Annotated in this window: 39 protein-coding genes and 1 other RNA gene; 2 read left to right on the top strand and 38 right to left on the bottom strand. The window is 48.2% G+C overall.

What is annotated here, in order from left to right; genetic code table 11:
- Positions 1-25: 25 nt before the first annotated feature.
- Together ETHHA_RS15350 and ETHHA_RS12375 are read right to left on the bottom strand one after the other, a co-directional pair.
- Positions 26-1,078, bottom strand: coding sequence for an Ig-like domain-containing protein (locus tag ETHHA_RS15350; protein WP_013486298.1), 1,053 nt, complete (start codon positions 1,076-1,078; stop codon positions 26-28).
- A 39-nt stretch (positions 1,079-1,117) separates the two neighbouring features.
- Positions 1,118-3,025, bottom strand: coding sequence for an Ig-like domain-containing protein (locus ETHHA_RS12375; RefSeq protein WP_013486297.1), 1,908 nt, complete (start codon positions 3,023-3,025; stop codon positions 1,118-1,120).
- Positions 3,026-3,269: 244 nt separating this feature from the next.
- Here ETHHA_RS12375 and ETHHA_RS12370 point away from each other — a divergent pair, with 244 nt between their 5' ends.
- Positions 3,270-3,485 carry a hypothetical protein gene (locus tag ETHHA_RS12370; RefSeq protein WP_013486296.1) on the top strand — a complete coding sequence of 72 codons (216 nt, stop codon included), beginning with the start codon at positions 3,270-3,272 and terminating at the stop codon, positions 3,483-3,485.
- A gap of 314 nt (positions 3,486-3,799) precedes the next feature.
- Here the strand turns inward: ETHHA_RS12370 and ETHHA_RS12365 are convergent, their stop codons facing one another.
- The 19 genes from ETHHA_RS12365 to ETHHA_RS12275 all read right to left on the bottom strand — a co-directional run bounded on the left by ETHHA_RS12365 (position 3,800) and on the right by ETHHA_RS12275 (position 17,183).
- On the bottom strand, positions 3,800-4,108 hold the full coding sequence (locus ETHHA_RS12365) for a hypothetical protein (protein WP_041686876.1): 309 nt from the start codon (positions 4,106-4,108) through the stop codon (positions 3,800-3,802).
- Positions 4,109-4,305: 197 nt separating this feature from the next.
- The gene (locus tag ETHHA_RS12360; RefSeq protein WP_013486295.1) at positions 4,306-4,854 is read right to left on the bottom strand and encodes a hypothetical protein; all 549 of its coding nucleotides are present in this window, start codon (positions 4,852-4,854) and stop codon (positions 4,306-4,308) included.
- Between the two features lie 13 nt (positions 4,855-4,867).
- Positions 4,868-5,443 carry a hypothetical protein gene (locus ETHHA_RS12355; protein ID WP_013486294.1) on the bottom strand — a complete coding sequence of 192 codons (576 nt, stop codon included), beginning with the start codon at positions 5,441-5,443 and terminating at the stop codon, positions 4,868-4,870.
- Positions 5,428-5,889, bottom strand: a complete 462-nt coding sequence (locus ETHHA_RS12350) for a hypothetical protein (protein ID WP_013486293.1) — start codon at positions 5,887-5,889, stop codon at positions 5,428-5,430. Before ETHHA_RS12350 ends, ETHHA_RS12355 begins: the two co-directional genes overlap by 16 nt.
- Positions 5,890-6,020: 131 nt before the next feature.
- Entirely contained in the window at positions 6,021-6,287 is a 267-nt protein-coding gene (locus ETHHA_RS12345) for a DUF6133 family protein (RefSeq protein WP_013486292.1), read from the bottom strand.
- A gap of 144 nt (positions 6,288-6,431) precedes the next feature.
- Positions 6,432-7,355: a hypothetical protein gene (locus tag ETHHA_RS12340; RefSeq protein ID WP_013486291.1), complete on the bottom strand. Its 924-nt coding sequence runs from the start codon at positions 7,353-7,355 to the stop codon at positions 6,432-6,434.
- Positions 7,348-8,403, bottom strand: coding sequence for a hypothetical protein (locus tag ETHHA_RS12335; RefSeq protein ID WP_137143913.1), 1,056 nt, complete (start codon positions 8,401-8,403; stop codon positions 7,348-7,350). Before ETHHA_RS12335 ends, ETHHA_RS12340 begins: the two co-directional genes overlap by 8 nt.
- A complete protein-coding gene (locus ETHHA_RS12330) occupies positions 8,304-9,662 on the bottom strand; it encodes an ATPase, T2SS/T4P/T4SS family (RefSeq protein WP_013486289.1) in 1,359 nt (452 codons plus the stop codon). Before ETHHA_RS12330 ends, ETHHA_RS12335 begins: the two co-directional genes overlap by 100 nt.
- Positions 9,659-10,387 carry a nucleotide-binding protein gene (locus ETHHA_RS12325; RefSeq protein WP_013486288.1) on the bottom strand — a complete coding sequence of 243 codons (729 nt, stop codon included), beginning with the start codon at positions 10,385-10,387 and terminating at the stop codon, positions 9,659-9,661. The genes ETHHA_RS12330 and ETHHA_RS12325 overlap by 4 nt, the downstream gene beginning before the upstream one ends.
- A complete protein-coding gene (cpaB, locus tag ETHHA_RS12320; RefSeq protein WP_013486287.1) occupies positions 10,384-11,247 on the bottom strand; it encodes a Flp pilus assembly protein CpaB in 864 nt (287 codons plus the stop codon). Before cpaB ends, ETHHA_RS12325 begins: the two co-directional genes overlap by 4 nt.
- Positions 11,244-11,726, bottom strand: coding sequence for a prepilin peptidase (locus ETHHA_RS14790; RefSeq protein WP_013486286.1), 483 nt, complete (start codon positions 11,724-11,726; stop codon positions 11,244-11,246). Before ETHHA_RS14790 ends, cpaB begins: the two co-directional genes overlap by 4 nt.
- Entirely contained in the window at positions 11,723-11,941 is a 219-nt protein-coding gene (locus ETHHA_RS15705; RefSeq protein WP_013486285.1) for a hypothetical protein, read from the bottom strand. Before ETHHA_RS15705 ends, ETHHA_RS14790 begins: the two co-directional genes overlap by 4 nt.
- Positions 11,938-12,213 carry a SpoVG family protein gene (locus tag ETHHA_RS12305; RefSeq protein WP_013486284.1) on the bottom strand — a complete coding sequence of 92 codons (276 nt, stop codon included), beginning with the start codon at positions 12,211-12,213 and terminating at the stop codon, positions 11,938-11,940. The genes ETHHA_RS15705 and ETHHA_RS12305 overlap by 4 nt, the downstream gene beginning before the upstream one ends.
- Before the next feature lie 469 nt (positions 12,214-12,682).
- Positions 12,683-14,260, bottom strand: a complete 1,578-nt coding sequence (locus ETHHA_RS14785) for a ParB/RepB/Spo0J family partition protein (protein WP_013486283.1) — start codon at positions 14,258-14,260, stop codon at positions 12,683-12,685.
- 6 nt (positions 14,261-14,266) lie between these two features.
- Entirely contained in the window at positions 14,267-15,058 is a 792-nt protein-coding gene (locus ETHHA_RS12295) for a ParA family protein (protein ID WP_013486282.1), read from the bottom strand.
- Positions 15,059-15,133: 75 nt separating this feature from the next.
- Complete coding sequence (locus ETHHA_RS12290; RefSeq protein WP_013486281.1) at positions 15,134-15,733, bottom strand: HNH endonuclease signature motif containing protein; 600 nt, start codon at positions 15,731-15,733, stop codon at positions 15,134-15,136.
- A gap of 1 nt (position 15,734) precedes the next feature.
- A complete protein-coding gene (locus ETHHA_RS12285; RefSeq protein WP_013486280.1) occupies positions 15,735-15,965 on the bottom strand; it encodes a hypothetical protein in 231 nt (76 codons plus the stop codon).
- Positions 15,966-16,040: 75 nt separating this feature from the next.
- Complete coding sequence (locus ETHHA_RS12280) at positions 16,041-16,664, bottom strand: hypothetical protein (protein ID WP_013486279.1); 624 nt, start codon at positions 16,662-16,664, stop codon at positions 16,041-16,043.
- A 72-nt stretch (positions 16,665-16,736) separates the two neighbouring features.
- Positions 16,737-17,183 (bottom strand): single-stranded DNA-binding protein, encoded by a 447-nt coding sequence (locus tag ETHHA_RS12275; RefSeq protein ID WP_013486278.1) that lies wholly within the window; start codon positions 17,181-17,183, stop codon positions 16,737-16,739.
- A gap of 146 nt (positions 17,184-17,329) precedes the next feature.
- Between ETHHA_RS12275 and ETHHA_RS12270 the strand changes: the two genes are divergently transcribed.
- On the top strand, positions 17,330-17,968 hold the full coding sequence (locus ETHHA_RS12270) for a hypothetical protein (RefSeq protein WP_013486277.1): 639 nt from the start codon (positions 17,330-17,332) through the stop codon (positions 17,966-17,968).
- A 2-nt stretch (positions 17,969-17,970) separates the two neighbouring features.
- On the opposite strand, the gene ETHHA_RS12265 is transcribed toward ETHHA_RS12270, so the two are convergent.
- From ETHHA_RS12265 to ETHHA_RS16405, 17 genes are all read right to left on the bottom strand, one after another.
- Entirely contained in the window at positions 17,971-18,306 is a 336-nt protein-coding gene (locus ETHHA_RS12265; RefSeq protein ID WP_137143912.1) for a hypothetical protein, read from the bottom strand.
- Positions 18,307-18,523: 217 nt separating this feature from the next.
- A complete protein-coding gene (locus ETHHA_RS12260) occupies positions 18,524-18,883 on the bottom strand; it encodes a hypothetical protein (protein WP_013486275.1) in 360 nt (119 codons plus the stop codon).
- Between the two features lie 116 nt (positions 18,884-18,999).
- Positions 19,000-19,341 carry a hypothetical protein gene (locus tag ETHHA_RS12255; RefSeq protein WP_013486274.1) on the bottom strand — a complete coding sequence of 114 codons (342 nt, stop codon included), beginning with the start codon at positions 19,339-19,341 and terminating at the stop codon, positions 19,000-19,002.
- Between the two features lie 28 nt (positions 19,342-19,369).
- Positions 19,370-19,636 carry a hypothetical protein gene (locus ETHHA_RS12250; protein ID WP_013486273.1) on the bottom strand — a complete coding sequence of 89 codons (267 nt, stop codon included), beginning with the start codon at positions 19,634-19,636 and terminating at the stop codon, positions 19,370-19,372.
- A 75-nt stretch (positions 19,637-19,711) separates the two neighbouring features.
- Complete coding sequence (locus ETHHA_RS12245) at positions 19,712-20,269, bottom strand: hypothetical protein (RefSeq protein WP_013486272.1); 558 nt, start codon at positions 20,267-20,269, stop codon at positions 19,712-19,714.
- Positions 20,270-20,342: 73 nt separating this feature from the next.
- A complete protein-coding gene (locus ETHHA_RS12240) occupies positions 20,343-21,122 on the bottom strand; it encodes a leucine-rich repeat domain-containing protein (protein WP_013486271.1) in 780 nt (259 codons plus the stop codon).
- Between the two features lie 93 nt (positions 21,123-21,215).
- On the bottom strand, positions 21,216-21,776 hold the full coding sequence (locus ETHHA_RS12235) for an N-acetyltransferase (RefSeq protein WP_013486270.1): 561 nt from the start codon (positions 21,774-21,776) through the stop codon (positions 21,216-21,218).
- A gap of 21 nt (positions 21,777-21,797) precedes the next feature.
- On the bottom strand, positions 21,798-22,250 hold the full coding sequence (locus ETHHA_RS12230; RefSeq protein ID WP_013486269.1) for a hypothetical protein: 453 nt from the start codon (positions 22,248-22,250) through the stop codon (positions 21,798-21,800).
- A gap of 211 nt (positions 22,251-22,461) precedes the next feature.
- Positions 22,462-22,528: hammerhead ribozyme type II (locus ETHHA_RS15345), an RNA gene on the bottom strand.
- A 42-nt stretch (positions 22,529-22,570) separates the two neighbouring features.
- Positions 22,571-22,891, bottom strand: coding sequence for a hypothetical protein (locus tag ETHHA_RS12225; protein WP_013486268.1), 321 nt, complete (start codon positions 22,889-22,891; stop codon positions 22,571-22,573).
- A gap of 104 nt (positions 22,892-22,995) precedes the next feature.
- Positions 22,996-23,157 (bottom strand): AbrB/MazE/SpoVT family DNA-binding domain-containing protein, encoded by a 162-nt coding sequence (locus tag ETHHA_RS16410; protein WP_013486267.1) that lies wholly within the window; start codon positions 23,155-23,157, stop codon positions 22,996-22,998.
- A gap of 20 nt (positions 23,158-23,177) precedes the next feature.
- Entirely contained in the window at positions 23,178-23,402 is a 225-nt protein-coding gene (locus tag ETHHA_RS12220) for a hypothetical protein (RefSeq protein WP_041686873.1), read from the bottom strand.
- 65 nt (positions 23,403-23,467) lie between these two features.
- Positions 23,468-24,217 (bottom strand): hypothetical protein, encoded by a 750-nt coding sequence (locus ETHHA_RS12215; RefSeq protein ID WP_013486266.1) that lies wholly within the window; start codon positions 24,215-24,217, stop codon positions 23,468-23,470.
- A gap of 218 nt (positions 24,218-24,435) precedes the next feature.
- Complete coding sequence (locus ETHHA_RS12210; protein ID WP_013486265.1) at positions 24,436-25,275, bottom strand: hypothetical protein; 840 nt, start codon at positions 25,273-25,275, stop codon at positions 24,436-24,438.
- A 31-nt stretch (positions 25,276-25,306) separates the two neighbouring features.
- Positions 25,307-25,570, bottom strand: a complete 264-nt coding sequence (locus ETHHA_RS12205) for a hypothetical protein (RefSeq protein WP_013486264.1) — start codon at positions 25,568-25,570, stop codon at positions 25,307-25,309.
- Positions 25,571-25,634: 64 nt separating this feature from the next.
- Positions 25,635-25,898, bottom strand: a complete 264-nt coding sequence (locus tag ETHHA_RS12200; RefSeq protein ID WP_013486263.1) for a helix-turn-helix domain-containing protein — start codon at positions 25,896-25,898, stop codon at positions 25,635-25,637.
- 24 nt (positions 25,899-25,922) lie between these two features.
- Positions 25,923-26,123 carry a helix-turn-helix domain-containing protein gene (locus ETHHA_RS16405; protein WP_423219408.1) on the bottom strand — a complete coding sequence of 67 codons (201 nt, stop codon included), beginning with the start codon at positions 26,121-26,123 and terminating at the stop codon, positions 25,923-25,925.
- Positions 26,124-26,207: the final 84 nt, after the last annotated feature.

Below are 26,207 nucleotides of genomic sequence, written 5' to 3'. Positions count from 1 at the left end.
AGGGCTACAACCAAACGAAAGATACTTATGCGACGTTGCCGCCGGAATCGACGGAAAAGTGGTACCGGGCAACCACGGTTCCGTCGTGGGCAGTAAGCTGGATAGTGTAAGTGCCGGCTGTCAAATTGCCAAAGACCAACCCGCTGCATGTACCGGAGGTTCCAACAACAGCAGTGGAACCGCCTTGATGAATACCATTTGAACCTATCAAAGAAACTGTTGCATTGAATCCACCATGAGCCGCACCCAGTGCCGGGGTGGTGTTGATGTCGGCATTACCCGCAGCCACTTCGCAATAGCCCGCGCCCACTCCGAGAAATTGAACCGTTTGCTGAACGCCGGTGATTTCATCGGTATAAGACTTTGTTACATTGATACCCTGGTAGTTTGCAACATGCCCCGGAACATTTGTCGTAGGGGTGCCGGGGGCACCGCCCGCGTTCCCACCGCCATTACCCGTGCCGCTGCCAGTATTTCCAGTGCTGCCCTGCACCGTCACGGTGCAGGTGTCCCGCTGGCCATCCGAGTTCGTTGCCCGGATGTATGCCGTTCCGGTGCCGACCGCCTTGACCGTACCGGACTGGTCTACCGTGGCCACTCCTGTGTTTGTCGAAGTCCACGTAAGCGTCTTGTCCGAGGCGCTGCCGGGAGTAATGCTGGCGGTGAGCTGCGAAGTCGCGCCGACGGACAATGTAAGAGAGCGGTGGTTAAAGTCTACCGATGTGACCGGGATGGTCTGCATCGCCTGTGCAGCCGTTGGGGCCGCGCCGCTGGGAACCGGGGCCGCACTAACGATCGGGATGCTGTTGGTGGACGAGGGAGTGCTACCGGAGGAAACAACGGGCCCCGAACTGCCGGAAGCGGTTCCAGTGCTGGAGGAAGACGAAGCCGCATCGATCCTGAAGCGATGGTTTGAAATCGACGCGGATGTCGGAATACTGTTGATTGCCAGCGCGGAGATCACGATGGCCACGACGGCGCAACCGCCGATTCCGGCATAAGTTTTACCTTTTCGGGTGGAAAGCGCTTTCCTGATTTTCGCCGCCATTTGAGTGGCCAACTCTTTAATTTTGTTCATGAGTGTCCTCCTCATCGTCTGAAATTCACGATGTCAGTTTTATTCTACGTTGCCGTTGGAGTCAACGGTGAACGAGTATTTTGCTACGACCGTGCCATCGTTGGCAGCGAGCTGGATGGTGTAAGTGGCGGCGGTCAAATTGCTGAAAATTAGGCTGCTGCATGTGCCAGAGGTTCCGACGACGGCAGTAGAACCCCCTTGATGAATGCCGTTTGATCCTATAAGCGAAACTGTAGCATTAAATCCACCATGCGCAGCGCCCAGCGCAGGGGTCGTATTGATGTTCGCTGTGCCGCCAGCCACTTCACAGTATCCGGCGCCCACTCCGAGAAATTGCACTGTCTGCGTGATACCGGTAATCTCATCGGTATAGGTTTTCACCTCATTAATACCCTGATAGTTGGCAACCTTCTGAACAGTAATTCCTTTCGTTTCCCACTTCACATCTCCATCGTTTCCAATACCCGCGACCGCCAGCGTGTAGCTACCGGGAGCAAGCGTGCCGGCCGGTACCGTGTAGCTGTAGCCGCTGTTGAGGATACCGTATGCCGGAAATGCGTTCGCGACATCCTGTCTGGCTGTGAGCGCACCGCCATCTACTGATCCAAGTTTAATGGCTGTGGTGCTTCCGCTACTATACGCGTAGATATCCACGCGGTTGATCCCCGAGGTGTTCAACGCCCAGCCATACACCGGGATCGTGCCGGTGTATGTGGTAGACGGGGTATCAAGGTCGGTGATGGGAGCTGCGGTTGTTGTGCCTCGAATTGTGATCGTTTTTGATCCCCATTGCACCGTACCATCATTGCCGATCCCGGCGACCGCCAGCGTGTAGTTGCCAGCAGGAAGTGTTCCCGCAGGGACTGTCAGCCAATAACCACTGTTAAGCATGTTGTAGGCCGGAAACGCTTTTTGCACATCCTGTCTTGCTGTAAGCGCGCCACCATCTACCGATCCGAGACTGTGCGGATGACCGGCGCTGTCCCATGCGTACATATCCACACGACTGATACCCGACTTATTAAGTGCCCATCCTGCCACATTAAGGGTGCCATTAGTCATAGGGCCATATGTATCAATATCCGTAAGTGGCGCGGGGCCTACTGTAATGTTTCTGGTCGCCCACTGCACATCTCCATCGTTACCGATTCCGGCGACGCAGAGTGTGTAGTTACCTGCCGGAAGTGTGGACACGTCAGCCGAAAGGCTGTACCCGGAATTCAGCGCGCTATAGTCAGGGAATACGTTTTCCACGTCCTGTCTGGCGGTCAGCGTATCTCCTGCTACAGAACCAAGTCCGTGATAATGGCTGCTACTGTCCAGTGCATATACGTCCACGCGGTTGATACCGCCGTGGTTGAGCGCCCAACCGGAAATGGTAATGGAACCGTCCTGCTCGCTGCCACCAGATGGCGCGTCAATGTCGGTCAGCGGTTCCGGGCCGACGGAAACCGGAACGGACGACCAGTTTACCGAACCATCCTTGCCGATCCCCGCAACGCAGAGCGTGTAGCTGCCCGGCGCAAGAGTGCTTACATTGGCGGTCAGGCTGTATCCGCTGTTGAGCGTGCCATAAGCTGGGAAAACATTCTGTACATCCTGCCGGGCGGTAAGCTTGCTGCCATCCACCGAGCCAATCCCATGATAATGGCCAGTGCTATCCAGTGCGTAGACGTCCACGCGGTTGATACCAGACGCATTGAGTACCCAGCCATACACCGGAATGGTACCGGTATAGGTAGTGGCCGGCGTGTCGAGATCCGTGATTCCGCCAGTCGCAGCTTTGTACCGCACAGAAGCCGCCGTCTGGACAGAAGTGGTTACAGGTGCGGCAGACGCGGATACCGCGCCGCCGGCGACCGTCAGAATGGCCGCCATGGCAATGACCAACATCTTGGAACGCAGTTCTTTGACTTTTTTAGCTTTAGTTGTGGCCTGCTTATTCATCTGAAGCACTCCTCATATGTCGCATGTATTTGAATATTGGATCATTCGTTTCTGGGATCAGGGGAACATCTCCTGTAATATATCGGTTGGTTTGAATGGAAGTTTATTCCTATAGTTGCATTATATAACCGCGAACACGGTTATGCAATAAGTAAACTGTACAAATATGTACACGGTTATTCGTAATAATTTGCCGTGTACACGTACACTTACCTGTGTTACGCTTATAGTTGAGGTGATTAATATGGCAGTAAGCAAAGCACATGGACGCGCAAGCAATAAATATAACAAAAAAGCATACGATCATATTCATTTGATTGTCAAAAAAGGCCGCAAAGCCAAAATTGAGGTGCGGGGAAAAGAACTCGGCCTCTCGGTAAACGGATACATAAACCACCTAATTGACAAGGACTTGCCGGACGACGAAGATATCAAGGTTGATGATAATCGTACACCTTAATTTGTGGGCGTTGACTTCCAATCAAAAACGGGTATAATAAAAGACAGAGGGTGTACCAGTAACGGTTAGCCCAAGGTTAGGTTAAATAACCGCTTCCATTGGACCGGAGGGCGGTTATTTTTTTATGCTCTGGTTATATGCGATAGCAAGAATCAAGATAATGATTATTGCCGCCATATACTCCATTCGCACCACCTCCCTTCCGGGAGAGTGGCTAACCGCCCTATCGACATCCCTCTGTCTTATTGTCTATTATACGACAAAGATAGTTGTGTTTTCAAGGATTTTCCTTTTCCGTTTGATGCGGCAGAGCTTTACAAATGCCGTGACCGTCCCAAGTGCTTGTCATTGTTCAATTCGCGGTTTTTCTCCCGAGCGAGATCACGCTCTTTTGTCAACTCCTTGATTTGCTCCTTCAGATCTTTGTTTTCGGAAATAAGGGCTTCCCATTGACCGGCCATTTTTTGAAGATTTTCAAATTGTGCTTTCATATCTTTCTGCGACTCCGACAAATTGTCGTATTGCATCTCACGACGACCCACTTCACCAAGCAGGATGTTGTGCGTCGCTTTGGCGTTTTCACGAATGGGAGCCAACAGGTCTTTAATGCTTTGGTGTTCCATGGAAAGATGCTCTTTGATGCGGCTGTGTTCAACAGACAGTTTATCATGCTCCTGACAACACGACAATGGCGCTGGCTGCGCTTATGATGGCCCCTGCGATTACGTCCATTATATTTATGTCACTCCAATTCACAGTCTTTACCTCCTGTTTTATCATAATTACAACATCTTGGGACTGGATGCTTTTCAAAGAGTTATCAAAGTTTCGTTTTAACCAGGTTCGCAGTGTGTTCACCGGACGGGGGGTTAGGACGGACAGGTGGGTTTTCCGCAACGAGCGATACGGTCTGACGCTTCCGTGCCAGATGCTTACCGACTACATGAGTTACGATGAACACGACCGCCAGAGCCACCCAAACACAAGACAGAAGTTCATGGTGGCGCGGGTAAGCAACGAAGCCGAATAACAGAAAAACGGCCACACTTGCCGCTGCCCAGTACTCTATGAGTCGCAATAGGATTGTCAAAATGATTCTCGGCAAGTTCCGAATAGAAAATGCCGGGAAAGCATCCGCGCGGCACGATGAAACGATTGCAAACCAGAGTGAACCGCAGAAAATGCCGAGAGCAGAAATAAAACCATATATGTCGGACATGGGAGTATGAGTAGCCATTGTGAGCTGCTTCCATCCTGGCAGCGCAAAGAGTGCCATCCAGATAAGCAGCAGCAGCCCGGACGGCTTGCTGATCTTATGCAATGTCTCGCTGACCGGCCAATAGGGTTTTGCCGCCTTATCATTTTCCATTGTACATTTCCTTTCAAAATTTCCCCTGCGTTCCGACCGGCACATTCATCGGAACGGAAATCTTCGTAACGGTACCGCCTGCGTTGTAGGGGATCTCCAGCGTAAAGCTGGCCGTAATGGTTAGGCTTTTTGTGCTGTCCGGTGTGCCATCCGACGCGGCCGGTTGGGACTCGGTTACGGCAAAGCCCTTAATCTTGTAATTCTCCTGACCGTTCACCTTGCTGATCCAGTCCGACCCCTCTTGTGTCAGCCCAAGTTTACTGGAAAGCAGATCCGTGACAGGTGTGGTATCAACCGGTTCGCTCCAGGTGTTTGTGGAAGCGTCATAGGTAAAGCTGCCGCCAATCATGTCCTGTTCCCCGGTGTAGAGCGTTTCGGCGTTCTGCACATTTGCGGAAATCAGGCTGGAGCGTACCGCCTCGTTTACGAAATCCGATGTTGAGTTGAGCCGCCACGATTCCAGGCCCAACGCTATGAGCAGAAACACACCGATTAGTGCGAGGGCGATCATCGGTGTGAAGTTTCCCTCGTCGGATTGCAGAGCTTTTTTTGCGCGCTGAAAAAGCGCATACGTTACTTTGTCCAGCATTCGCTTACCCCCGGTACTGTCGCGCTTTCATTTACAATATTGGAATGCTGGGCATCCACCCCAATTTTGTCATTGCTGTTCTGGCTTACGGTGACATTAAAGGACGTTCCATACTGGATGGCGGTAGAACTCATCAATGTCTGGGAACTGCTGATTGGAACCTGCATGGATACGCCGTCATCCGGAGCGTTAACCGTCAACGTATATCTACCATCCTGTGCCACTTTTAACAGAGCGCTGATCGTACTGCCATCCACCGCACCGTTGGCGCTGATCTGCCTTGCGGCCAGCTGCGCCAGATTATAAGCGTTACTTTTGCCGGCAGTTGACACAAAGATTGACAACCCAAATGCGAGAGAAAGAAAAAAGGCAAAGAGAAAAAACACAGAATCGATCTGTGCTTCTCCGCGGTTGTCTTTTAAAAGCCGCAAGAGTCTTTTTTTCATAGCTTGATTACCCTCCTGTGTTCCGATTATTCTGGTACTATCCACTCTATCTAAAGCCTTGAGGCGATTGTTTTCAAAATAAGCCGCCCGTAAAGGGCGGCGTGAAGCATACAGACGATGACGAACAGGCCTTACGATCCGGCGTAGTTGAAGGCATTGGAGACTTTCGTCTGGGCGGTCTGACCGGAAGATTGCACGATCGCGTAAAGGACACCGAAAATCAACAGGCCACAAACAACGCCGATAATGATCTTCATAGCCATATCGATGTAACCATCATCGTTACTGATCAATGCGAAGGCGGCGCCTTTCGCATTGTCACGGACAGCCAGAGCATGAAGGTAGCCCTTCGTTGCATGGTATCTAACGGAATTTTGCAAACGGCGGATTTTTTGCATGACACAACCTCTTTCTTCTGATTTGATGGATACGGAATATAGATGCTCCACATCACCTCCATTAAATAGCAATTGGGTCTAGCATCACCCCTTTCGCGTCAACAAGACCATTTATCAACTATGAAAACTGATTTATATCAGTAATCAACCCGGAAGATGAAGAAATATCGTCGATAGGATGAGAATGCAGATCATCAGGACCATGGAGCCTATCACGGCCCATGTGGGAAGCGTCAGTTCGTTCGGCCGCCGTCTTGCGGCGCGGGCAGCAAATTCAATCTGCTGTTCGTTCATTTCCAGCACGAGCCCCTGTAGGTATTCACGCATGTCTTCACCATTGTAGATACCGATTAAGCCACGGATGAGTGATGTTGCAATTTCCGAATTTAAACGGTTCTCCGTTCGCAGCAGGATTGTTTCAACACGTTCATTGTTGGATGTTTCGATATCCGCAAGCATATAGCCGATCTCTTTCTTGAGATCCGGACCGGCAACTCGCTGGTATTCACGTAAAATGGTTGTAATATCTGCACGACCATTACGCTTGGAAAGGGATTGCAGCACTGAGTCGGTCATTTTGGGGATTTCCAGTTCAATGCGCCCGCGTCTGCGTTTCGCGATCTTACGGATCTCCCGCTGTTTGGCAATGCCGACGATTACAGAACAGGCAATCAGTGCAGTTGCGGCAATCAGGAAGATATTCTGGCCCAGTTTAATTCCGGCGAAAGCCAGGATCAGTCCGGGAATAAAGACCATCACTCCAAATGCGACCGACATTGCGGTATAACGTTCGGGGGTATATTCGGCCAGTCCTGCTGCCTTCAGGTCTGCCTGAAGCCTGCTTCTGGTATAACCGTTCAGATGGATTTTCGCCTCGAGTAAGCCCGCAATGGGCAAGGTGATTTTTTCACTTAACGCGATGTCTTTTGTAGATGCAGTCAGGCGGCGGATAACGTTCAGACTCCGCAGACTCGGTAAGCCCATATGACAACTCAGAGCCGTGTACAGCCCATAATAGACGGCTGCGGCAACCGCGGTACAAAGGATATAGAGCACGATGTCAGGCACCTTTCTCCACCTCCTCTAGCAAATCAATCGGACGGGTGGCATGTACGGCTATATAGCATAAGAACAGGCAGGCGATGACAATGATCGCAATGGAGAGTTTTCCGGGCCATGTATTCATGAGCAGATAGCCCCATTCCGTGTAGAAGAATCCGCAGATTGGAATGGATGCAAGCACAATGATCATTGTGCCGACCGCCTGAAAGACCGGCTCGTCCAGCATAGCGTCCAGCATCATCCGGGCACGGCTTTGCTGGGTCGCTTTTTTAACCGCGCCGGTAAGCAGAAACTTTCTGGTCGGATCGGTTTGGCACAATATCAGATCATCGCACCATTCCTGCCAGACGACGTTGTTGATCTTCCCACGCAGCTCACGTATTCCGCTGAAGACGTTCGCAGCGTTAAAGTTTTCATAGTCGCGCAGGAATACCGTCCATAGGCCTTTCATTGGCTCGTTCATTGAATCCACGTTTTCCCGCACCGCCCGGATCAGATCATATTGGCGCTGGTAGCTCGTCGAAATTACGGACATCGTGGTATACATTTCAGCGGCAAACTGACTGCGGAACGTTGCGGCTGTCAGATAGATCATGAAAATTGGAAGAAACATGCCGAACAGCGCGAGGGAAGCCGAAAGAAACGGATTGAGAAAGCAGCAGCCGATCAAGGCGCCCCCAATGGCCATCTGAATGGACATCTTTTTATAGCGCTGGTAGTCCTGTTCCCGGTGCGTATCCTTGAGAATCGTTTTTGCGTTTTGAAACTCACGAACGATAAAGAAGGGCTTCTCCTGGTGTTTGGCTTTGCGGACGCGCTGCTTGAGCGTCCGCAGTTTTGGACCTGGTGCCTTGAAAAGAGCTGCCAGATCTTTCGGATGGATGCCAATACTCATGCAGAGTCCAATCGCGATTGCGGCAGACACAAGCACCGCTGAAAAAATGAGCAGGTTCATCACGCAACACCACCCTGTATGTATTGTTGCAGCTCTGCGGCGCTGACGCCGTTGTTTCGGAGAATACGCTGTGTGCGTTCGGAAAGGTCGTTTTTCCATTCAAAATGGCCTTTGACATGGATCTTTCCGTTTGCATCCAGCACATTATCATCCGTGACAAACTGATACAAAGTCTTGCACCTTAGCTCGCCACGCTCATAAAAGCCCTCCATGATTTCCATACAACGGCGAACGCCGTCTTCCATACGTTTGAAGTATAAGACCACTGGGAATCCAAGAACCAGTTTGCGCATGAGAACCGTTTCCGGCTGCGGAGAGCCCTCCTCCATGAGATCGACGCCGCGATAATAGGTGCTCTCGCCATCATTGCTGTGAATGGTCGAATAGACCGCCATGCCTGTGTTTGCGGTCTTGACGGCCACATAGGCCTCACCGCTGCGCATCTCCTGCACGACGATGACGTCAAGGCCAAACCGCAGGCATATTTCCAACAACCGGTTTGGATCATAGTTTTGATCGTGATTTTCTGAAGGCCTGGTGAGCATGGACAATACCTGGTTCTGTGGTCTGCCGTTTTCATCATAGGTTGTCAGTACGACTTCTCGACTTCCTTCCTCAATAATCCCGATGCGGATATTGGGATCTTTGACTAAGATGGAAAGCAGGTAATTGAGGATTGTGGTTTTACCGGCTCGCGGTTTGCCGCCGATTAAGACGTTCACTGAATGTTTCATACACATAATGGTGAAGTCCAGCATTTCGCGCGTCATGCAACCGGATTGCAGAATCAGCCTAGTAGAAAGCGGAGCCGGTCTTACAATACGGATACTGCCATAGACGCCTGCACTTTCCGGAATGATCGGCGCACACATGGAAGCCTCACGGACGGAATCAAACACATACCCAATCGAACCAGGAAACGCGGGACTCAGCTGCTGCGTTCCAGTCCGGCTTTTGATCTTATTGAGGATACCAAGCGCGTGCACGGGTGATGAAAAGCCTTCTTGCAGCCATTCATCCGGGCGATCTGAAAAACGCAGAACGATGCTGTTCCATGCGTTGATGTTGATTTCTTCCAATGTGGGATAATCGTCAAGGTGCTCCAAATATTTGGACAGAAACGATAGCCCGCCCATATCCTGCGCCATGGAATGTGACAGTTGATCCAGATCGCCTGACGTGTGGATACCGCGGCTAACAAAAAAGCGCCGGATGATACCGGCGAGTTTTGGAACGTTTGATTTTTTACTATTGAACTCTTCGGCGTGTTCTTCCTTCACATACTTCTGTGCCATGTCATACGCCTGTTGGTAGGTGATTTCCGTTTGATCCGGAAGGAAGAATGGAAATTGTATCATGCCTGCTTCCTTTCCCGGATATGCACGGCGACGCGCTCGACTGTATGCCGGTATTCCGCATCGTCATATTTGGATACCAACCGACCATCCACCAGTTTGCGGTGACATTCATCCGAAAACGGGATCGTATCAAACAGATCCATGTGCGTCGTGTGAACAACTTCATCCAGCGGATCAAACAAATTCCGCCTATAGAGGATGTTCAAACGCTCCTGAGAAGCGTTTTCCGCGCCCCGGATGACCTCGCAAAAATAATTGATACCACCGGTGATGTCGGCGGGCAGGATGCGAATCAACACGTCTGCGTGGCTGATTGCATAGCTGGTCATAGCCTCTTTATAGTTACTGCCGTCCACAACCATGTAGTCAACAGAGTTATCCGCCGTGACGACATCCACGATGCTGTCCACCAGTTTTTCAGTCACGCTTGTTGACCCACAAAGGTCTGCCTTGGTAAATCCGAAAAGCAGAACATTGCCGTTTCCGCTGCTGAACGTGACCTTTTCATAGACCACTTCACTGTCAATGCTGCCGTCGTTTTGAATAAATTCCTTGAACGACGGCACATCATGCCTTAAAGGTTCCCAAAGACTCATGGCAGGGCAGTGGTCATCCAAGCTTGCCAGAATCACGTGGTTATTTCTGTCGGCAAGAATATTGGCCAGCGCGGCGGCAAAGGTTGTCTTACCGACGCCGGGCGTACCGATAACGCCTATCAGAATCATTTCTGCACCCCCTCCAAAAGCTGCGTCTGCTCTTGCAACAGCGTCTTCGCTTCCGTGCCGCCTCCGCGATACACCAGGGCGAAGGTCAACTCGGACTGGCTCATCTGCGTCAAGCGGGAAAGCTGCTGTTCATTTACATACAGCGTGACAGACGCCGGCAGGTTGGACGTGTTGGAACTGGTTGTGGTTCCGATTGCTGTTTTGGCCTGTGCCTGGGAGACCGCGGCGCTCTGCCCATTGGAAGCCGCGACAGCGGCCACCTTGACATATTGCAACTCGGCCGGCGTCGTAGTCTGATTCGCGGTTCCTCCCGCATTGTTGCTGCCTGCCGTGCTTCCAGATGCAACCAGCGCGGAAACCCGCACAATGTCGCCCGCCTTCAGCTGCCCGGCCAAAGCGTCGGACAGGTTTTTGACCGGCACGCTTACCAGCATTTCGCCAGTATCCAATGTGTAAACCGGGTTGGACTTTGAAAGCTTGTCTCCGGTGATATTGTCCTGCGGCATGATCTCGGTCGTTGCATAAGCGCCCACCACCAGAGAGGTATTACCTGTCACGTTGCTTTGCAAATTGTATTTGCTTACCTGATCCACTTCGATCATATTCGGAGTGATCTGCGTACCCTGCGGAATGATTTCTTTGGCACGAACGACCGGCACGGTGGCCATCGTCAGCCTGTTGACCAGAAATACCCCACCAAAGCCGACCACGACAGCCAGACCGATACTTAATATGCTGGCCACAAGCCGTTTTTGCGCGACAGGGTCCAGGTTCCGCTTCTGCCTCTCTTTTGCGTCAGGCTCCCCGTCGGGGTTGTCCGATTTTGCAGCCTGCCGCGGTTTGTTCAACTCTTCATTCATGTGATCGTCCTCCAAATCAGTTGTAAAAAATAAGTACCAATGCCCGCTGCCGCAAAATACGGCGCAAAAGGCATTGGTACGCTTATACGTTTGCCATTTCGTATTTTGCAGTACAGTTTTCCAGACAGAAACAAAAGCAGAGAGCCCAAGATTGCCCAATATGTACCGGGATATAGGATCGCCAATCCCGGCTCTGCCAACGCAAACCCGGCGCTTCCGGCCAGCTTGACATCACCACCGCCGACGCCGCCCGCCACCAAGCCAAGTAAAAACAGGGGAACAAAGCCGATCGCCATTCCAGCAATGGAATAGAGCAGGTTATTTACGATTTGATCCGGCGGGCCGGTTGAAAAGACGCGGACAAGGCCAATTGCCAATAGAAGCCAGTGGACGTATTTAGGGATATGCCTTGTACGGGCATCAATAACGGCTGTGCCAAGCAGCACAGCCGTGAAACACAGAAAGCCGAATATGTTCATTCTCGAACCACCCGATTTTTCAATTGGATATCGATGATCTGGCTTGCCAAGCACCATTTGGGGCCTCCACCGGCGTCGGTATAGTAGCAAACAAGGCCATCATGGCCGCCGGTGCTATGGCCGGTTATAACGCCACTCTCAAAGCCGCAAAAGGTGCGGTTTGACTGGACAACAACAACAGATCCGGCGATAAGATCCGATTCACGGATGCTCATGAAGCTGTCGCCTCCTGATGGATTGCGCTATAATATTCTTCCAGAATCGCCTCCTCAATCTTCTGTCTGGCTTCCTGGGAAATGGGATGCACGATGTCCTGGTATCGGCCATCCTCCGAATGCCGGTTCGGCATCGCGCAGAACAGGCGTTCAACGCCCTCAATAATTTTGATGTCATGAATGGTAAACTCATCATCGACTATGATGGAGGCAATCCCCTTTATCTTGGGGCCGTCAAACAACTTCCGAATGATAACTTTTGTAATGGTCATGATTTGATTTCCTTCCCTGTTTTTTTATAGTCGTGTTTGCGGGTGCGGTGTGATAACCGGGCCCATTCTTCCCAGCGAGTTGACCTTTCGGAAACTTTGCAACAACATAGTACAAATGACACATCCAGTGCGATCAACCCAAGGACAGCGATAGATATGATATTGCCCATAAAATGCTCCAATCTGTCTTTCCTGAAACGTCGTATTTGGTCTGTCTCGACCTTGTGCTATACATTATTATGACAATATTTTCACACCCACTCGAATATACTGGTTTGCGGGAGACGCGAAAATAACAAATTGTCCTGATAAGGGCAGTATAAAAGGACGCATACGCTCTCCGACCACCAGGAATAACTTCCTGCATTTTTGACAATCCTATTACTGACAAGAGAAACGGTCTGGTATATGCCATTTCTCTGTCGGGGCGCACGAGGGAGTGCGCCCCTTTTTTAATGCCCGTATTTTTTCATTTGCCGGCATACTCGTGCAGATACTCCTGCATCGTTTCAACAAATTCTCTAATTGGGTTCCTCGCGTCAATACCAGATTTTTTGAGCATATCGCCCAACAGGTAGAGGCCGGTTGTAATCTCGTTAATTTGCCGAGCCACATCGGCTACCGAAGACTCATTATTATTTAACGTTTCGTGCGGCACGGGATGCACAGGTGCAGCGGGAACCGGTTCCTGATTCATCTCACTTTTTTGTGAGATCAAAAGCTTTACTCTACCGGGAACTGGTTCCTGATTTTCCGACAAAGGAGACGCCGGGAGTGGCGGCATATATACGGATTCCTCAGTGGCCTTTTGGTGAGAGCCAGTTGACGATGACGCTTGCTGGCGTGGTGCTGCTGGAACTGGTTTCCGATTTTTTGAAGGAGCAACGGATCGTTCGGCTTTTTGCGCACGCTCTTTAGCAAGATCATTCGCCTTGTTGATGCTCATGCTCTTATCCATGATAGCTTGGCGTTCACCTTCGGACAAGGCTTCCATAATACGAGCGTATTTGTTGACCTGCCGGCGCGTCACATTAAGGAAACGGGCAATTTTATCTTTGTCTTTTGCGGTAAGTCGTTGCTTTGGATCTTCTGTTTGAAAGAATTGAACCAATCGCTGATAATGCTCCAGCAATTCGGCTGCCGTGTATTGACGTACCTGGAAATTGGCGGCATACAACATTTCCATCTCGTCTATTTTGACCAGGTTTTCAAACACCTTTGCATCGACTACCTGCCAATTTAACACCTCTGTGACAGCCCGAAAACGACGTTCGCCGGAGATCAACCGATAACGGCCATCCACATGGTTTACGACGATTGGATGTAGCAGGGAGTGGGCGCGGATGTCTGTAGCCAATTCCTCAATTGACTCCTGTGTGTCTTTTTTCGCAAACGCATTATCAGGATTTAGATCAATCAGCTCACAACGGATTTCTTTCAATTCGGGAACCGGTTCCAATCCTTCGGTCTGCTGCGCGACTTCTTTTGCCGAGTTTAAGATTGCATCGGCGTTGAATTTTGCCATTTTGCCATACTCCTCTGTCATAGAATCAGCGAGATCATCCGAATCGTCCGTAGGGTCTGGTGTGACCGCAATGTCAGGGAAAAATGTTTTGATGACCTCTTTTTTGGCCGCAACGCCCTTTTTGTTTGCGGCGCAGCTGATGGATACCGTTCTGCGGCAATCCGGGCGATCCTGATTATATCCTGCGGCAAGATACGGATTTTCTTTGCAATAGGAGATTATGCGATCACAGAGATCGTGGTCAAGGGAGCGAACATAAATGGAACACTTATCGTCAAGACTGCCGATCCAATCGCTTTGATGGTTTGGTGGTTTGCTTCCTGCCCGGCACTCATACCGTTTATGCCGGGCAGGCCAGCCTTCTTTCACATCCACGACAAAGGGGCATTTCTGACATTCGATATCCATAACTCGGCCGAGAGAGCCATCTGCCTCAATCTGTTGTGCCATCTGATAGCCGGTCGTGTCGGCCTTTGTGGATTTTTTGAATGACCGTCCGCATTTGGTATAGTAGGTGTTCATTGAAGTTCACCCCATTTTTGACAGCAGTTCGTCCACCAAAGCATTATAGTCGGCCGCCCCGGTGCAGCTGGCGTCATACACATGCACGGGCACCTGGTTGTTGATCGCCTCCGCGATACGTGTGTTCTTGCGGATCACGGTGGACAGGGCGGGAAAATTCGTGTAGTTGAAAAGCGCCCGCTTATAGGCTGCTTTGTTTCGGGTCTTTTCGTCCATGGTAATGAGGGTGCCGAGAATCTTGAGGCGCGGGTTGCTGCGTTTGACGTTTTTTATCATGGTAATCATGGACGTGATACTTTTGAATGCGTTTGCGTCTGCGATGTTCGGCAGGAGGATGTAGTTGGCAGCAACGAGTGCATTGGTCGTCAAATTGTTGTCGGCAGGCGGGCAGTCTATGATGATGTAATCGTAAGATTCGAGAACCGGTTCCAGAGCATCCGTCAAGACAAACTCCTTGCCGGCTTTGACCAGAAACAGGTCGCCGTCTGTATCCTTGAATCGATAGTCGGCGGGAACCAGTTCCAGATTCAGAACTTTTGTCTTGCTGACCACCGCAGAGACTATCAGTGGGTTATCCCGCCTATATACATCATAGATACCGATCAAGCCTTTCGGCTGTCGATGGTCTGCCGGTTCCTCAACATATTTATCGTAGTATGCCGTAGCTGATCCCTGCGGATCGTTGTCCACCAGGAGGACATGAAAGCCTCTAGTAGCCAAAATACCGGCGACATTGACGCTGGTGGTTGTTTTGCCCACGCCGCCTTTTTGGTTCATGACACAGATTGTGGTTGCCATTTTACATTACCTCTTTCTGTCAACTCAGCTGTATCTCCAGCTTATATGTAGATTTGGAACTGGTTCCCGCATGACTTACCCGTCCCGTTTGGACTCTTTTTCCCGGTCAGCATATTTCACAATAAGCTGCGCGACCAGTGTCCCGGACTTTGTCAGCTCAGTGTCGTTCTGGATCAATCCCTTGCGGTTCAGCACCAAAAGTTCCCGTTTGGAAACCAAAATTAGATTATCAACCGAAAAATTGAGTCGGTTCCCATCGCCAAAAATAATAACATGGCCATCGGGAACAGGTCCATTCGCAGCTTCCCATATAACCACATGTTTCATTTTCCATGTTTTTGGTTCTGCCGCTTTGATTTCAACATAGCCCATTACATTAACCCGTTCACTTCCGACCGGCCTATGATTTGCGGGTTGATGACCCGGGCGAAACTGAGTCGCTTCACAGCCGGGATTATGTGAGTGTTTGCCCTTATTGGGCGGCACATGGCCTTTTGAGAACCGCCCTGTGCGCCCGGTGTAGATGTGGTGATTTTTTATATACGCCGCGATTTGCTTTTTTTCAAGAGAAAGGCCGAATGCTGCGTTCATCTGATTAGTCAGCTCCTGTTGGCTGTTTTCCCGTGCATGAGAAATAATAAACATCGCTTCCTCATGCGAAAAAAGGTGGGACATCTCACTCCTCCAGCATCGTAGGCAAACGGAGATCTGCATCATTGGATTTTTCGGTGGCGAGTTTTGACTTCAGCGCAAGTGCACCGTTGGCGATGATTTTTGATGCAATGTCCGCGACGGCCTTTGAACGGTTGATTTCCTCAGTGAGCTTTTCACCTTTCAGATCTTCTTCACTCAATCGTTCCAATTCAGCAAACAGATGATTGTTCAAGTCAACAAGCTTATTTTTCATGACGAGTCCTCCCATAAAAATGCACACAACAAATTGGAACCGGTTCCAAAATCAGAACGGCTCCTTTGCGGGCTCCTATTCTATAAATGTCGCCCCATCACACCATTTTTTCATAGCATTATAGAGTAGCAACGTCTTTGTTTCTGCGGCAATGTCACGCCAGTTCGGATTCTTGAATTTGCGAAGCCCAAAGCCCTTCTCACCCTCATAATAAGTAAGGATGCCGATATCATCCAAAATCTCCGGCGCTATTTTGGGTGCCAGCGCCTTTGGGACGCAATAGTAATTTTCATTGCCGTGAAAATTGTGGCCGTTTTTACTCTTGAAATCTGCATATGTAATCTTCACTTCAAAACACGTCACCATCATGCCAACATTCCAAAGATGCTCTCGCATGGCGCAACCGCGACATTTTTCCTCGCTTTTTTCTTTGTTCCCATCCCGAAAACATTGTCCGAAAACCAACCTGGGGTGCATAATTGCAGTTGTGTGGTTATCACGGTCAGAATAGCAAGCAGTGTCTATTAGTTTACACAGGTACTGTTCTTCGCGTGGATAATCTTCAAATCGAATGCTGTCCACAATGCCGCTAGGTGTCCATACCTCATCGGCCCAGCGGATGGTTCTCATAGCACTTGGCATTTTAGGCCGGTACCCGTGCGTCAAGGATTTAATTCGTTTTGTCAGGAGTGTTTCCATGGGTGGCCTCCATCTTATGAGACTGTCATTCATCGTCAAAGCAGCGCATAAAAATTGGAACCGGTTCCCGAATCAGAACGGTAAATCATCTGTCACGTCGATCTCTACGAAATCTCTGCTGTCACCAGCAACCGGGGGAGGAGGAAGGGGATCATCCGTGGCATTGCCCTCTGAGCTCCCCGCAGGTCTTTCAGCAGCTCTTTTCGGCTCTGCAAAATGCACGTTATTTGCGACCACTTCAAGCGCCCTGCGTTTGTTGCCGTCCCGATCGGTGTAACTGCGGGTCTGGATAGACCCTTCCACCGCGATCAGCTGGCCTTTGTGAAAATACTTGCTGGCAAACTCAGCAGTGTTGCGCCAACAAACGATGTCGATAAAATCCGTCTGACGCTCCGTGCTGGAACGGGAATAGCTGCGGTCTACCGCCAGGGAAAAGGATGTAACGGCGATGTCGTTGCTGGTGTGCCGGAGTTCCGGGTCGGCGGTCAACCGACCGTTGAGTGCTACTACATTAAGCATGGTGTAGATTCTCCTTTTAATATCTTGTGCTAATACTGTTCATTATGATAAAATTAAGTCCACATGATAAAATCAAGTCCACGAAATTTTTGTTGTTCTACCACTACCACATCAACTTTTGTCAAAAAATCATTGGGAGAATCGATATGTCTGACAAGGCTTGGGAATCTATAATTCAATATGCATCACCTTTTGTTCCGATTTTGATTGCAGTACTGACAGGGTTTATGACATTTCAAGCAGGAAAATTTCAATCCCATCGAAAAGAAAGACAAGAAATATACAGAAAACAACTTTTGGATGTTTATCTTCCTATGCATAGAAAATGGGAAAGCTATAACTTACAAAAAGTTAAGAACATTGACCTTATAAATATAAAAGCATTTTGTGAAACTATATGGCCTTACTTTGATAGATACTACCTTTTGATTCCAGAAAGCATTCATAACCTTTATAAACAAATAGGCAAGCTTTATTCCACATCTGTAAGCGATAAAGAGATTATAAAAAAATACAAAGAATTGATTCGTCTCATAAACGATCAATATTATTTAACAAAAAAGCGATTGGGCTATCCATCTATGGGATTTTTTCGCCAAATGAAATCATGGTCATTTTTAAAGAAATTTTTGTTTTGGTCTTTTATTATATCTTTGGCAATTGCGACTGCTTTTTGGGAAGTTATGTCAATCACAAAGGTACACGACATTAGAATGACTATTGTAATGGCAATATTATATTTTTATGTGCTTGTCTGTCTTATATTAATAGCAAGAGAGTTCTGATATTAGTGCAACGGTTCATATTGCAAAATTTTATATGAATAAAAAGACCATTCTCCCTTTGATCTTACATCAGCCTGAGCTTTTGACAGCCAACTGTTCCATTTGGTTTTTTCTGCGCTCAAAATATGCTCGTGTTGACTAGATTGTAGGACTTTGAGGAATTGTTCAGTTTTACCCTGGTTAATATTCCAAACAACGATTAACACTTGTAATCCAAAAGATAATATTAGTGCAGCACACCCTATTACTGCTGAATATCTTTTCGTCCACACTGGAAGTGCAAAAAATAAAACAACAAATAAGATCACAAAGGGAACTATAATTTTAATCCATGCCATGTGCTTTCCTCCAAATGAAATTACGGCCATACCGGCCGTCCTCCGCGCTGTTTCTATTTTGTAATCAGAAACAGGAAGATGATTAGACTCACATAAAAGTCCGTATACACCTCAGATACAATGGAGTGCTTTTTCTTGACGCAACGGAAAATTCCAAGGCCTATCCAGAAGACCAAGACGCAAATCCATATGATTTTTGCAGTCATTCAGGTTTCTCCTATTCTACATGCACCTTGATGATCTTGTACGCATTACTTCTTGTGTCGTGGATCATTAAGGTTGTGTTACCGGCAGCCACCGCCAACACAATGTATTTGTTTCCAGGAAGCAAATCATTGTCATCAAACGTTCGAACTTTCAAGATATTGCTGTTGCCCGATTTCAAATCAATTCTGTAATTTTGCAAATCGATGGATTGTCCGACTTTTAAATGGGACATGTCTATTTTGACTGCGGCAATATAATCTCTGTGCTCCTGATCTGATTCCCTTGTTGTTGCCCATATCCCCGCCCCAACAACAAAAGCCATTGCAATAACGACAGTCAAATATGCGAGCAGATCATCTTTATCAAACATAAAGTTTCCTCAATTCTCCTTTTGTCATGAACGTCACCGATCTTGTTTGTCACCAGAACAGTGGCTGTGCCAGTGGACGCCGCCCTCCCCACTGTTAAGTACACCGCCCTTGTTCCTTATTCCACATGCACCTTGACGATCTTATAAGCATCGCTGCTTTTATCGCAAATCATGAGTGTCGTATCGCCAACCCCAGCACCCCAAATAATATCTTTATTATCGGAAAAGAGGCCGTGATCGTCGCTGGTTCTGAACTGCAAAATACTGGTGTTTCCTGATTTCACTTCTACATCATAATTTTGGAGATTGATGGACTGGCCAACGTGGATGTCCGAAAAATTCATTGATGTAACAGCCAGATAATCCTTGTGCTGCTGACTGGAGATGCCTCTTACAATGGAGCCAAGAATTCCGCTTATCAAACAAAATACCACAACAAATATCGTAATTTTAACCATATAAATTCCTCCGTCGTTTTTGGACACTTTAATCTGGGTTATTCCGAAAATGCCGTTTCCGGTAGACTTCGTTAAACCGCCATCTGCCGATCGCACAAAGTTTTTTAACAGTTTCGATATACAGATCTTCCTGCTCAGGAGAAAAAATTTGTTCGAGTTTACGTCTTGCTGCCAAAATGTCTTCTTCAGGGCAGGGGCGATCCCAGAAGCCTATCTGCCCCCCGCAAGTGGAATTGAAAGTATGAAGCAGCTCTTTGACAGCCAAAGCCTGTTGCGGTAGAATCGTGTTGTCCATAATAACACCTCCACCCTATGACATAAAAAAAGCAGCCAACCCGTAGGCGGCTGCTTCTTGGAACCGGTTCTCAATCTATTTGTTTGCTTTAATTATCTCAATAGCTTTGTTCGTACCAAGGCGATCATGTAATACGTCGTGTATGAGCTGTTTATCACCTTTTAAAAATATACGCTCATATTTTTGAATTTGCCTGGGCGTTTCACACATAATCCGACCAATCTCTTTGCGCCTCTCGTGCTTCCCCATTCCATTTCCAATCCCAAGCCCATGATACAAGTAAATAAAATGCTTGAGTCTGGAACTTGATGTCGGTTTGCACATCTGTGCGGCAGATGCATAACGAATCTCATCAAGCTCCGTAAGGTCACGATAGACAATACAGACTGCCCTATCTACAGCCATATATAAGTAGACATCCAAGAAGAATAAACCCGAAAGCAGCCGGTAAACTCCAGCCCTATAATTAACGAGTATAGGCCAACAAATATCACTGTTGGTATTATCCATCGTTTTGATAAATTCCGCTATATAGCTACTGGAAAATCTTTTTTCTGAATCTATTGCGGTATCTGTTTGGATTTTCCGAATTGGTACTTCCATAATTTCTGGCAGACTGGCTTGTTCGTTCATGTTCGCGCAATCCTCCCGACAGCATTTTTATTCAGTATACCTTGCTGCTGGAGTAAAAGCAACGGGATTACGTTCAGTCATCGCCGTAAATGTGCATTGCGTGGGTGTCCATTTCGGTATGGGAACCTACCTTTATGTCATCCAGTGCCAAGCAATCGGCAAAGGCATCGAATTCGATTTCTTCGACAGTGTCCGGAATTTGGATATATTTCAACCCCGTTCCGGAGAATGCACCCTCTTCTATTTTTTTTAGATTGTCTGGCAATGCAATATACTCTAGATTGCTGCAGTCAGAGAATGCGAAATAAGGAATTACCGTAATGCCGCTTGAAAGCATGACCGTGTGTAGTTGGCTGCAATAGCAAAAAGACTCGCTTCCCAATTTTGTCACGCTGCACGGAATAAAGAGCGCTGCCAGATTTGCGCATTCTTGAAACGCACCATCAGCAATTGTCCGAACACCGTGTGGTATCGTGTAATCTATATAACGCCTTGCGGGAGGATATCTGAGAAGTGTTGTGAAATCCCGGCTGAACAAGATGTCGTCCGTTGACCGAAACTGCTTATTTCCAGTTGCGACCTCTATTTTTTTGAGGGAGACGCAACTGGAAAACGGCTGATCCTCAATTAGCGTCACTGTGGAAGGGAGAAAGACCTCTCTCAAGGCTTTGCAATTTTCAAACGCACCGATTCCGATCGTGGTCAGCCCTTCCGGTAAATGAATGCTTTGTATACTGTCGCATTGAGCAAACGCCCTGCAACCGATTGTGTGTACGCCATTGGGAACCGTGACCACTGCCTTGGCACCCTCATATTCCTTCAGTACTCCATCTTCAATTACCATCTTGCACATATTGGCGTATCCTTTCACAACAAGCACTACTGCGACAAATTGTCGCAGTAAAAAGCAGCCTTCCGGTTGGAAGGCTGCTTTTACGATACGATTCTATTTTAGTGCCATACTAAATGAGCTTTTCCCTACCTTAAATCCATTTTTCTGATAAAAATTCCTCAAATTATCTATTCCGATAGGTGTTTCTGCATATAAGTCTCCCGAGACCAATTGAACTTTGTGCTCATAAGAAAATGAAAGAATCGCAGAAATCAAATGGCTGGCATGACCTTGCCTTTGGTAATCAGGTATGGTATCTAAGCTTGTAAGATCAAACGTATTATTGGTTTTATAAGGAAAATCAGTATCTTGGCACATTACTATATTACCCACCGCTTGTGAAATCCAGGCTCCAGAGGAATAATAGTGTTGACTCAGTCTGTAAACAGAAAATGTTACTGTATAAACAAAATCCGTTTTTTCCGGTTTGATCTGTATGTAATGCAAATGTCCGTCTTGGATGTATAGATGGAAGTCACCCTCTTGCTGTATGCGATCGGCGTTTTCCAAAAGCACCTGATGATCCTTCAACAGGATAGATTGCTTGCATATCAGTTTCTTTTGTTCCTCATTGCTTTTTCTAAGCTCTTCAATTTCCTTTTTGCAACGGAACAAGCAATCACATCCTATGGAATGTTATTTTATGTAATAATTGCGCAATACACGATACGCGTCATAATATAGATCTTTCTTGTAGCTGCTTTTAATAAAATCAGGGTTGCTTTCATGGTTCGCCATTTTTATCAGTTTCAAGAGCAGCCTGAACTGTTGTCGCCCGGCCGGAAGATATCGAATATATCTGAACGTATCCATATAAGCGACGCCATCCCGCATTTCTACGGGAAGCTGCCAGACAAAGCGCCATCCAATGTACAGAAATCTCCTGCATTCATGTTGCGCCGCTTCCACTTTATTCAGTATATATTGCTTTTGAGAAGTTGTCAAAGTCTTATTGTCTTCAATATAGATTACTGCCGTAAAAAGAGCGCGGCCCCTTCCGATGGCGATAAGAGCGTTTAATTTCCGCAATATTTCCGGATACGTCCCTTTCATTGCTTCTCTTGCTTCTATTATGTCTTTTTTGCGCATGTACACATCCTCCCATCTTTTATTGTCGCAGTTGCTGAAAAAGCTGGTCTTTAGATTTTTACCCCCAAGTGCGACAATTTGTCGCACTTGGGGGCTTAGTGGACATATTCCACAAGCTGGGCTGCACCGGCGCATTTAACCGCAAGCTCCTCGCGCGTGGAACGGAGGGGGACCCGTCCAGCGCTGTCATCGGCACCCAAATTTTGATAACAGCAGCCTGCCATCCTCAGTGCCGGGCGGCCATTCCCGGCAGACAGGACCAAAGTCCCGTTTCGGCTTACTATTCAGTAGGCAGAAGATTAGGAAGTTGAATCTATCGTTCAATCGTTATCGGACGGCCATGGATAATCATTATCCGGCTCATCCTTGCACCCATTTTTGACATACTGCTCGAACGTACAGCCGTGATCAAGCAAAAACTTCCTGTCCTCCTTTTCCGCGTCCTCGGCCACATGCTCCATTTCCGATAGCAAGCTAACCCATGTGTCTAAGCTAAACCCTTGCATGACCGCAGAAGTAGAGGCACACGGACAGGAATGGCCATGTTCCATACACACGCTCCAGTACCCGCAGCCATGCGCCGCAATATCTTTTTCATAAGTTTTAAGAGATTGCAGCTCAAACAGCTTATATTCCATCATTTTAATCGCCTCTTTTGTCTTACGGTTTCGGCACGAATCTTCTGTATTGTCTGTATTGCACGGACGATGCCGGATACAATCAACGACAAAAACACTGCGGCCGTTTAAGGCTCATTGTGAGCTTCCTTTTGTTTCCGTAGAATGATCCTATTCCGGTCCACCCATACCTCCAGGCACGTACCCTCGGGAATACCCAAGGTTTTGCGCACACCTTTTGGAATTACCAGGTGACCATTCTGATCGATATTTCGCACGATACCCGGCATCTTTCATCAACAGCCTTTCTTTAAGTATCCTTGCGAGCCGGCGGAAACGTGATTTTGCCGTTTTGCGCTTCCAGCACGCAATAATCACGCTGATCGGTAATCATGACGCGAGGGTGCAGCGGCATTTGCAGTTTGAAATAGCCAACTGCCTGTTCAATCCCATGCAAGGACACAGGCGAAGGATAACGGCCCTCTGCGTCAAAGCAATATCCAAGAAATGTTTCCGTTTCAACTTTACTTTCCATTTTTTGATTTTCCTCTGTTACATTTGTGGTACATGGCATGTGAAGTGCGGCAAATTGTCGGACTTCTATGTCCTTCTGCCGGTATCATACTGGAATCCCTTATTTTGTTTGTCCCGGTACGGCCACCACTGTCGTTTCTGCTCGTTCCATTCAAAGGCCGTCCACCCGGCGTATTCATCCGGTGGCTGACAATCAACCTTCAACGTTGCCAACGCCGCTTGTATTTCCATGGCCTTTGGGCGGAAAGCCACGGTATCCATAAAATAAACGCCGTGCGGGTCGAAGAAACGGATTTTCATGGTGTTACCTGCCCGCAGGTCTGCTGCCGGCAGCGCATCGGCTGGAACTGGTTTTCGGTCGGGATGAGCGAGATCAACCGTCGCGTGGTTCCTTTCAGCGTCCCGCATGGCGGCTGAAAGGCTGTAGTCTACCTTTGATTTAGAGGGATCTCCTGTAGGATGGTCTCTGTTGGCTTCGTAAGCCGATACCATCTTGTTGTAGTCCTCCGGCGACATGCTGCCGTCAAAGACGTAGGGATCAAACTCTTCGTCCGGGTCGGCAAAAGTTTCGCGCCATGCTATGTTGTTCGGCAGATTAGCGGGGCGGGGATTGCGGGCTGTTCCTTTTTGACGATCTACCGTCTGCTCAAGTAGAGCCACCGTCTGCTCAAGCAAAGCAATCACACCATCATAATCGTAGTACGTACCATTTTTTTCGTTGGCGCAGGCGGTATTCTGAAACTGCAAATCATCAAGTTTATACTGTAAATCAGTAAGCACCTCGTTTATGCGGGAGATTTTTTCCTTGCTTTGCATTGTCAACACTCCTTTGTCTATGGTCGGGAACTAGTTCCAAAATCAAATTTGTCGTAATATCCAAATAATGGTATAATTGCGAGGGCACGCTTCGCCATTTCGATACAGGATTACAAAATTCTGTATCAAATCGGCAAAGCGACGGGTGCCACTAGCACGAACGGCGCATGGGGCTGCATATTGTGGACAAAAGAAACGTGGATATCGGGGATAAGGAGTTAGTCTGCAATCGGGAAGCGCTGGGCAAACGCGTAATTGTGTCTTGTTACGTAGAGCCAATCGCTGCTAAACGGCGCGATCCTCCATCGGCCATAGGAAACCATCCGGTATTTTGCGGACCTTTTGAGATCGTTCAAATATTGCCTGGGGTTATCTACGATCATCATGGTGATTCTATGAGACTTGAGGCGGGTTCTTTCCAGCTCCGCAATAGCGTTGGTGGCATCCTGGCGCACGGTTTCCAAAAAGGCAGCAATCCGGCGTTTCCTTTGGCGGGAACCAGTTCCAGACGTCAACAGGTGCTGTGATTTCTTGTAGATGGCAGCCAGTTCCAACGCTGCGGCAGATTGATTGCCGACGTCATAGGCGGCCACCATCAGTTTACGGATCTTTCCGGCCACCATGATCTCAATCGATGCGCTGAGTTTGCGGCGGTAATAGTGGACGATCCGGGCGCTATGCAGCCCTTTGTTGGTAATGCGATACTTGCCTTTTGTAAAGCGGAGCCGGAGAGGGACGGAAACCGCTGCCGCCAGCTGGCGCCACTCGACAACCTCATCCTCATCGACTGTGCCGGCAATGCCGTTGTCCATGCCCAAGATGGCGATAACGTTGCCGTAAAACATCTCATTGTGCTTGAGGTAGTAGTACTCCTGTGAGAGATCCAGATAAGCGAATACATAGCCGCCCATGATGTTTTGCTCTTGCAGCTGGAGCTTCTGGCGTGTTGTCCGGGCCTGTAAGCAGGTGGGGTTGAAGTAATCGATGTCTTTGCGGTCTAGCAGCAGTTCAAGCTCGTCCTGTTTTCGTGATGCGATGATGTACCATGCTTTACTCATTGTCTACCTCTCCTGTCTTATGTCCGCTTCTTTATTGGCTTTTGCGGTCCGGAAGGCTTTCGCAAGCCGATCGGATCATTCTGGAGGTGTTGGAGGGGGTGTCTGTGAATGTACGGAGCAGGAAGGCAATCGTGTGGCCCGCCAACTCCGGTGTGCAGCTGGCCACGCAGCGCACCTTCTGGCCGTCCTGGTAAGCGTGGATTTCGGAGGATGTTTGGGGAGCTAGCTGTTCCCGGTCGGGCGACTGCTCGAAATCATTCCAGATTTGAACGATGCTCTTGAGACGTTTTTTCATTGTCAACGCTCCTGTCAGTGCTGGAAATTATTGACTACATCGATCTGTAAGTTTATAATTGAGATTAATTGCAGGCAATTTTAGATTTGTGTATAAACCTCACCAAATCGGTCGCTGCGATGATGTAAAAGCCACTCTTGCTGGTCCGTGAAGCGGGAATATCACCTGACTTTATCAGTTTTTCTACGGTACGGCGATCACGCTTGATACAAGTAGCAGCATCGTTAAGTGAGAGGTATGGCCCATATGTGGCGACAACGACCTCCAGATCTGACGGTAAGTGTTCTTTTGCAGGAGCGAGATATCCTTTAAAGTTGACTCTTGGCATCTAGGTATCTCCTTTATTCAAATGTCATAATTTTGCAGTAAAATAGTTTAAGTCCTCCAAGGAGAGTGTCTTACAAATTTTCACAAACTCATCCGCTTTAAGATTGCGAGATCCTTCAAGTGAACGCCGCAACAATTCACGAGACATGCCGGATTTTCTGGCTATGAAACTTATACTAATTCCATTATTCTTAATATATTCTTTAAGAATTTGAGACGTAGTCAACAATTTGCATGGCCCCTCGTAATTCTACATTTATTGGATATTTCTATTATAATCTACATTTTGCAGTAAGTCAATATAAATCAG

The sequence above is a fragment of the Ethanoligenens harbinense YUAN-3 genome (assembly GCF_000178115.2).
Classification (GTDB): Bacteria; Bacillota; Clostridia; order Oscillospirales; family Ethanoligenentaceae; genus Ethanoligenens; species Ethanoligenens harbinense.
Note: the sequence above shows the minus strand (reverse complement) of the source record. Positions and strands in the feature narration are given on the sequence as shown.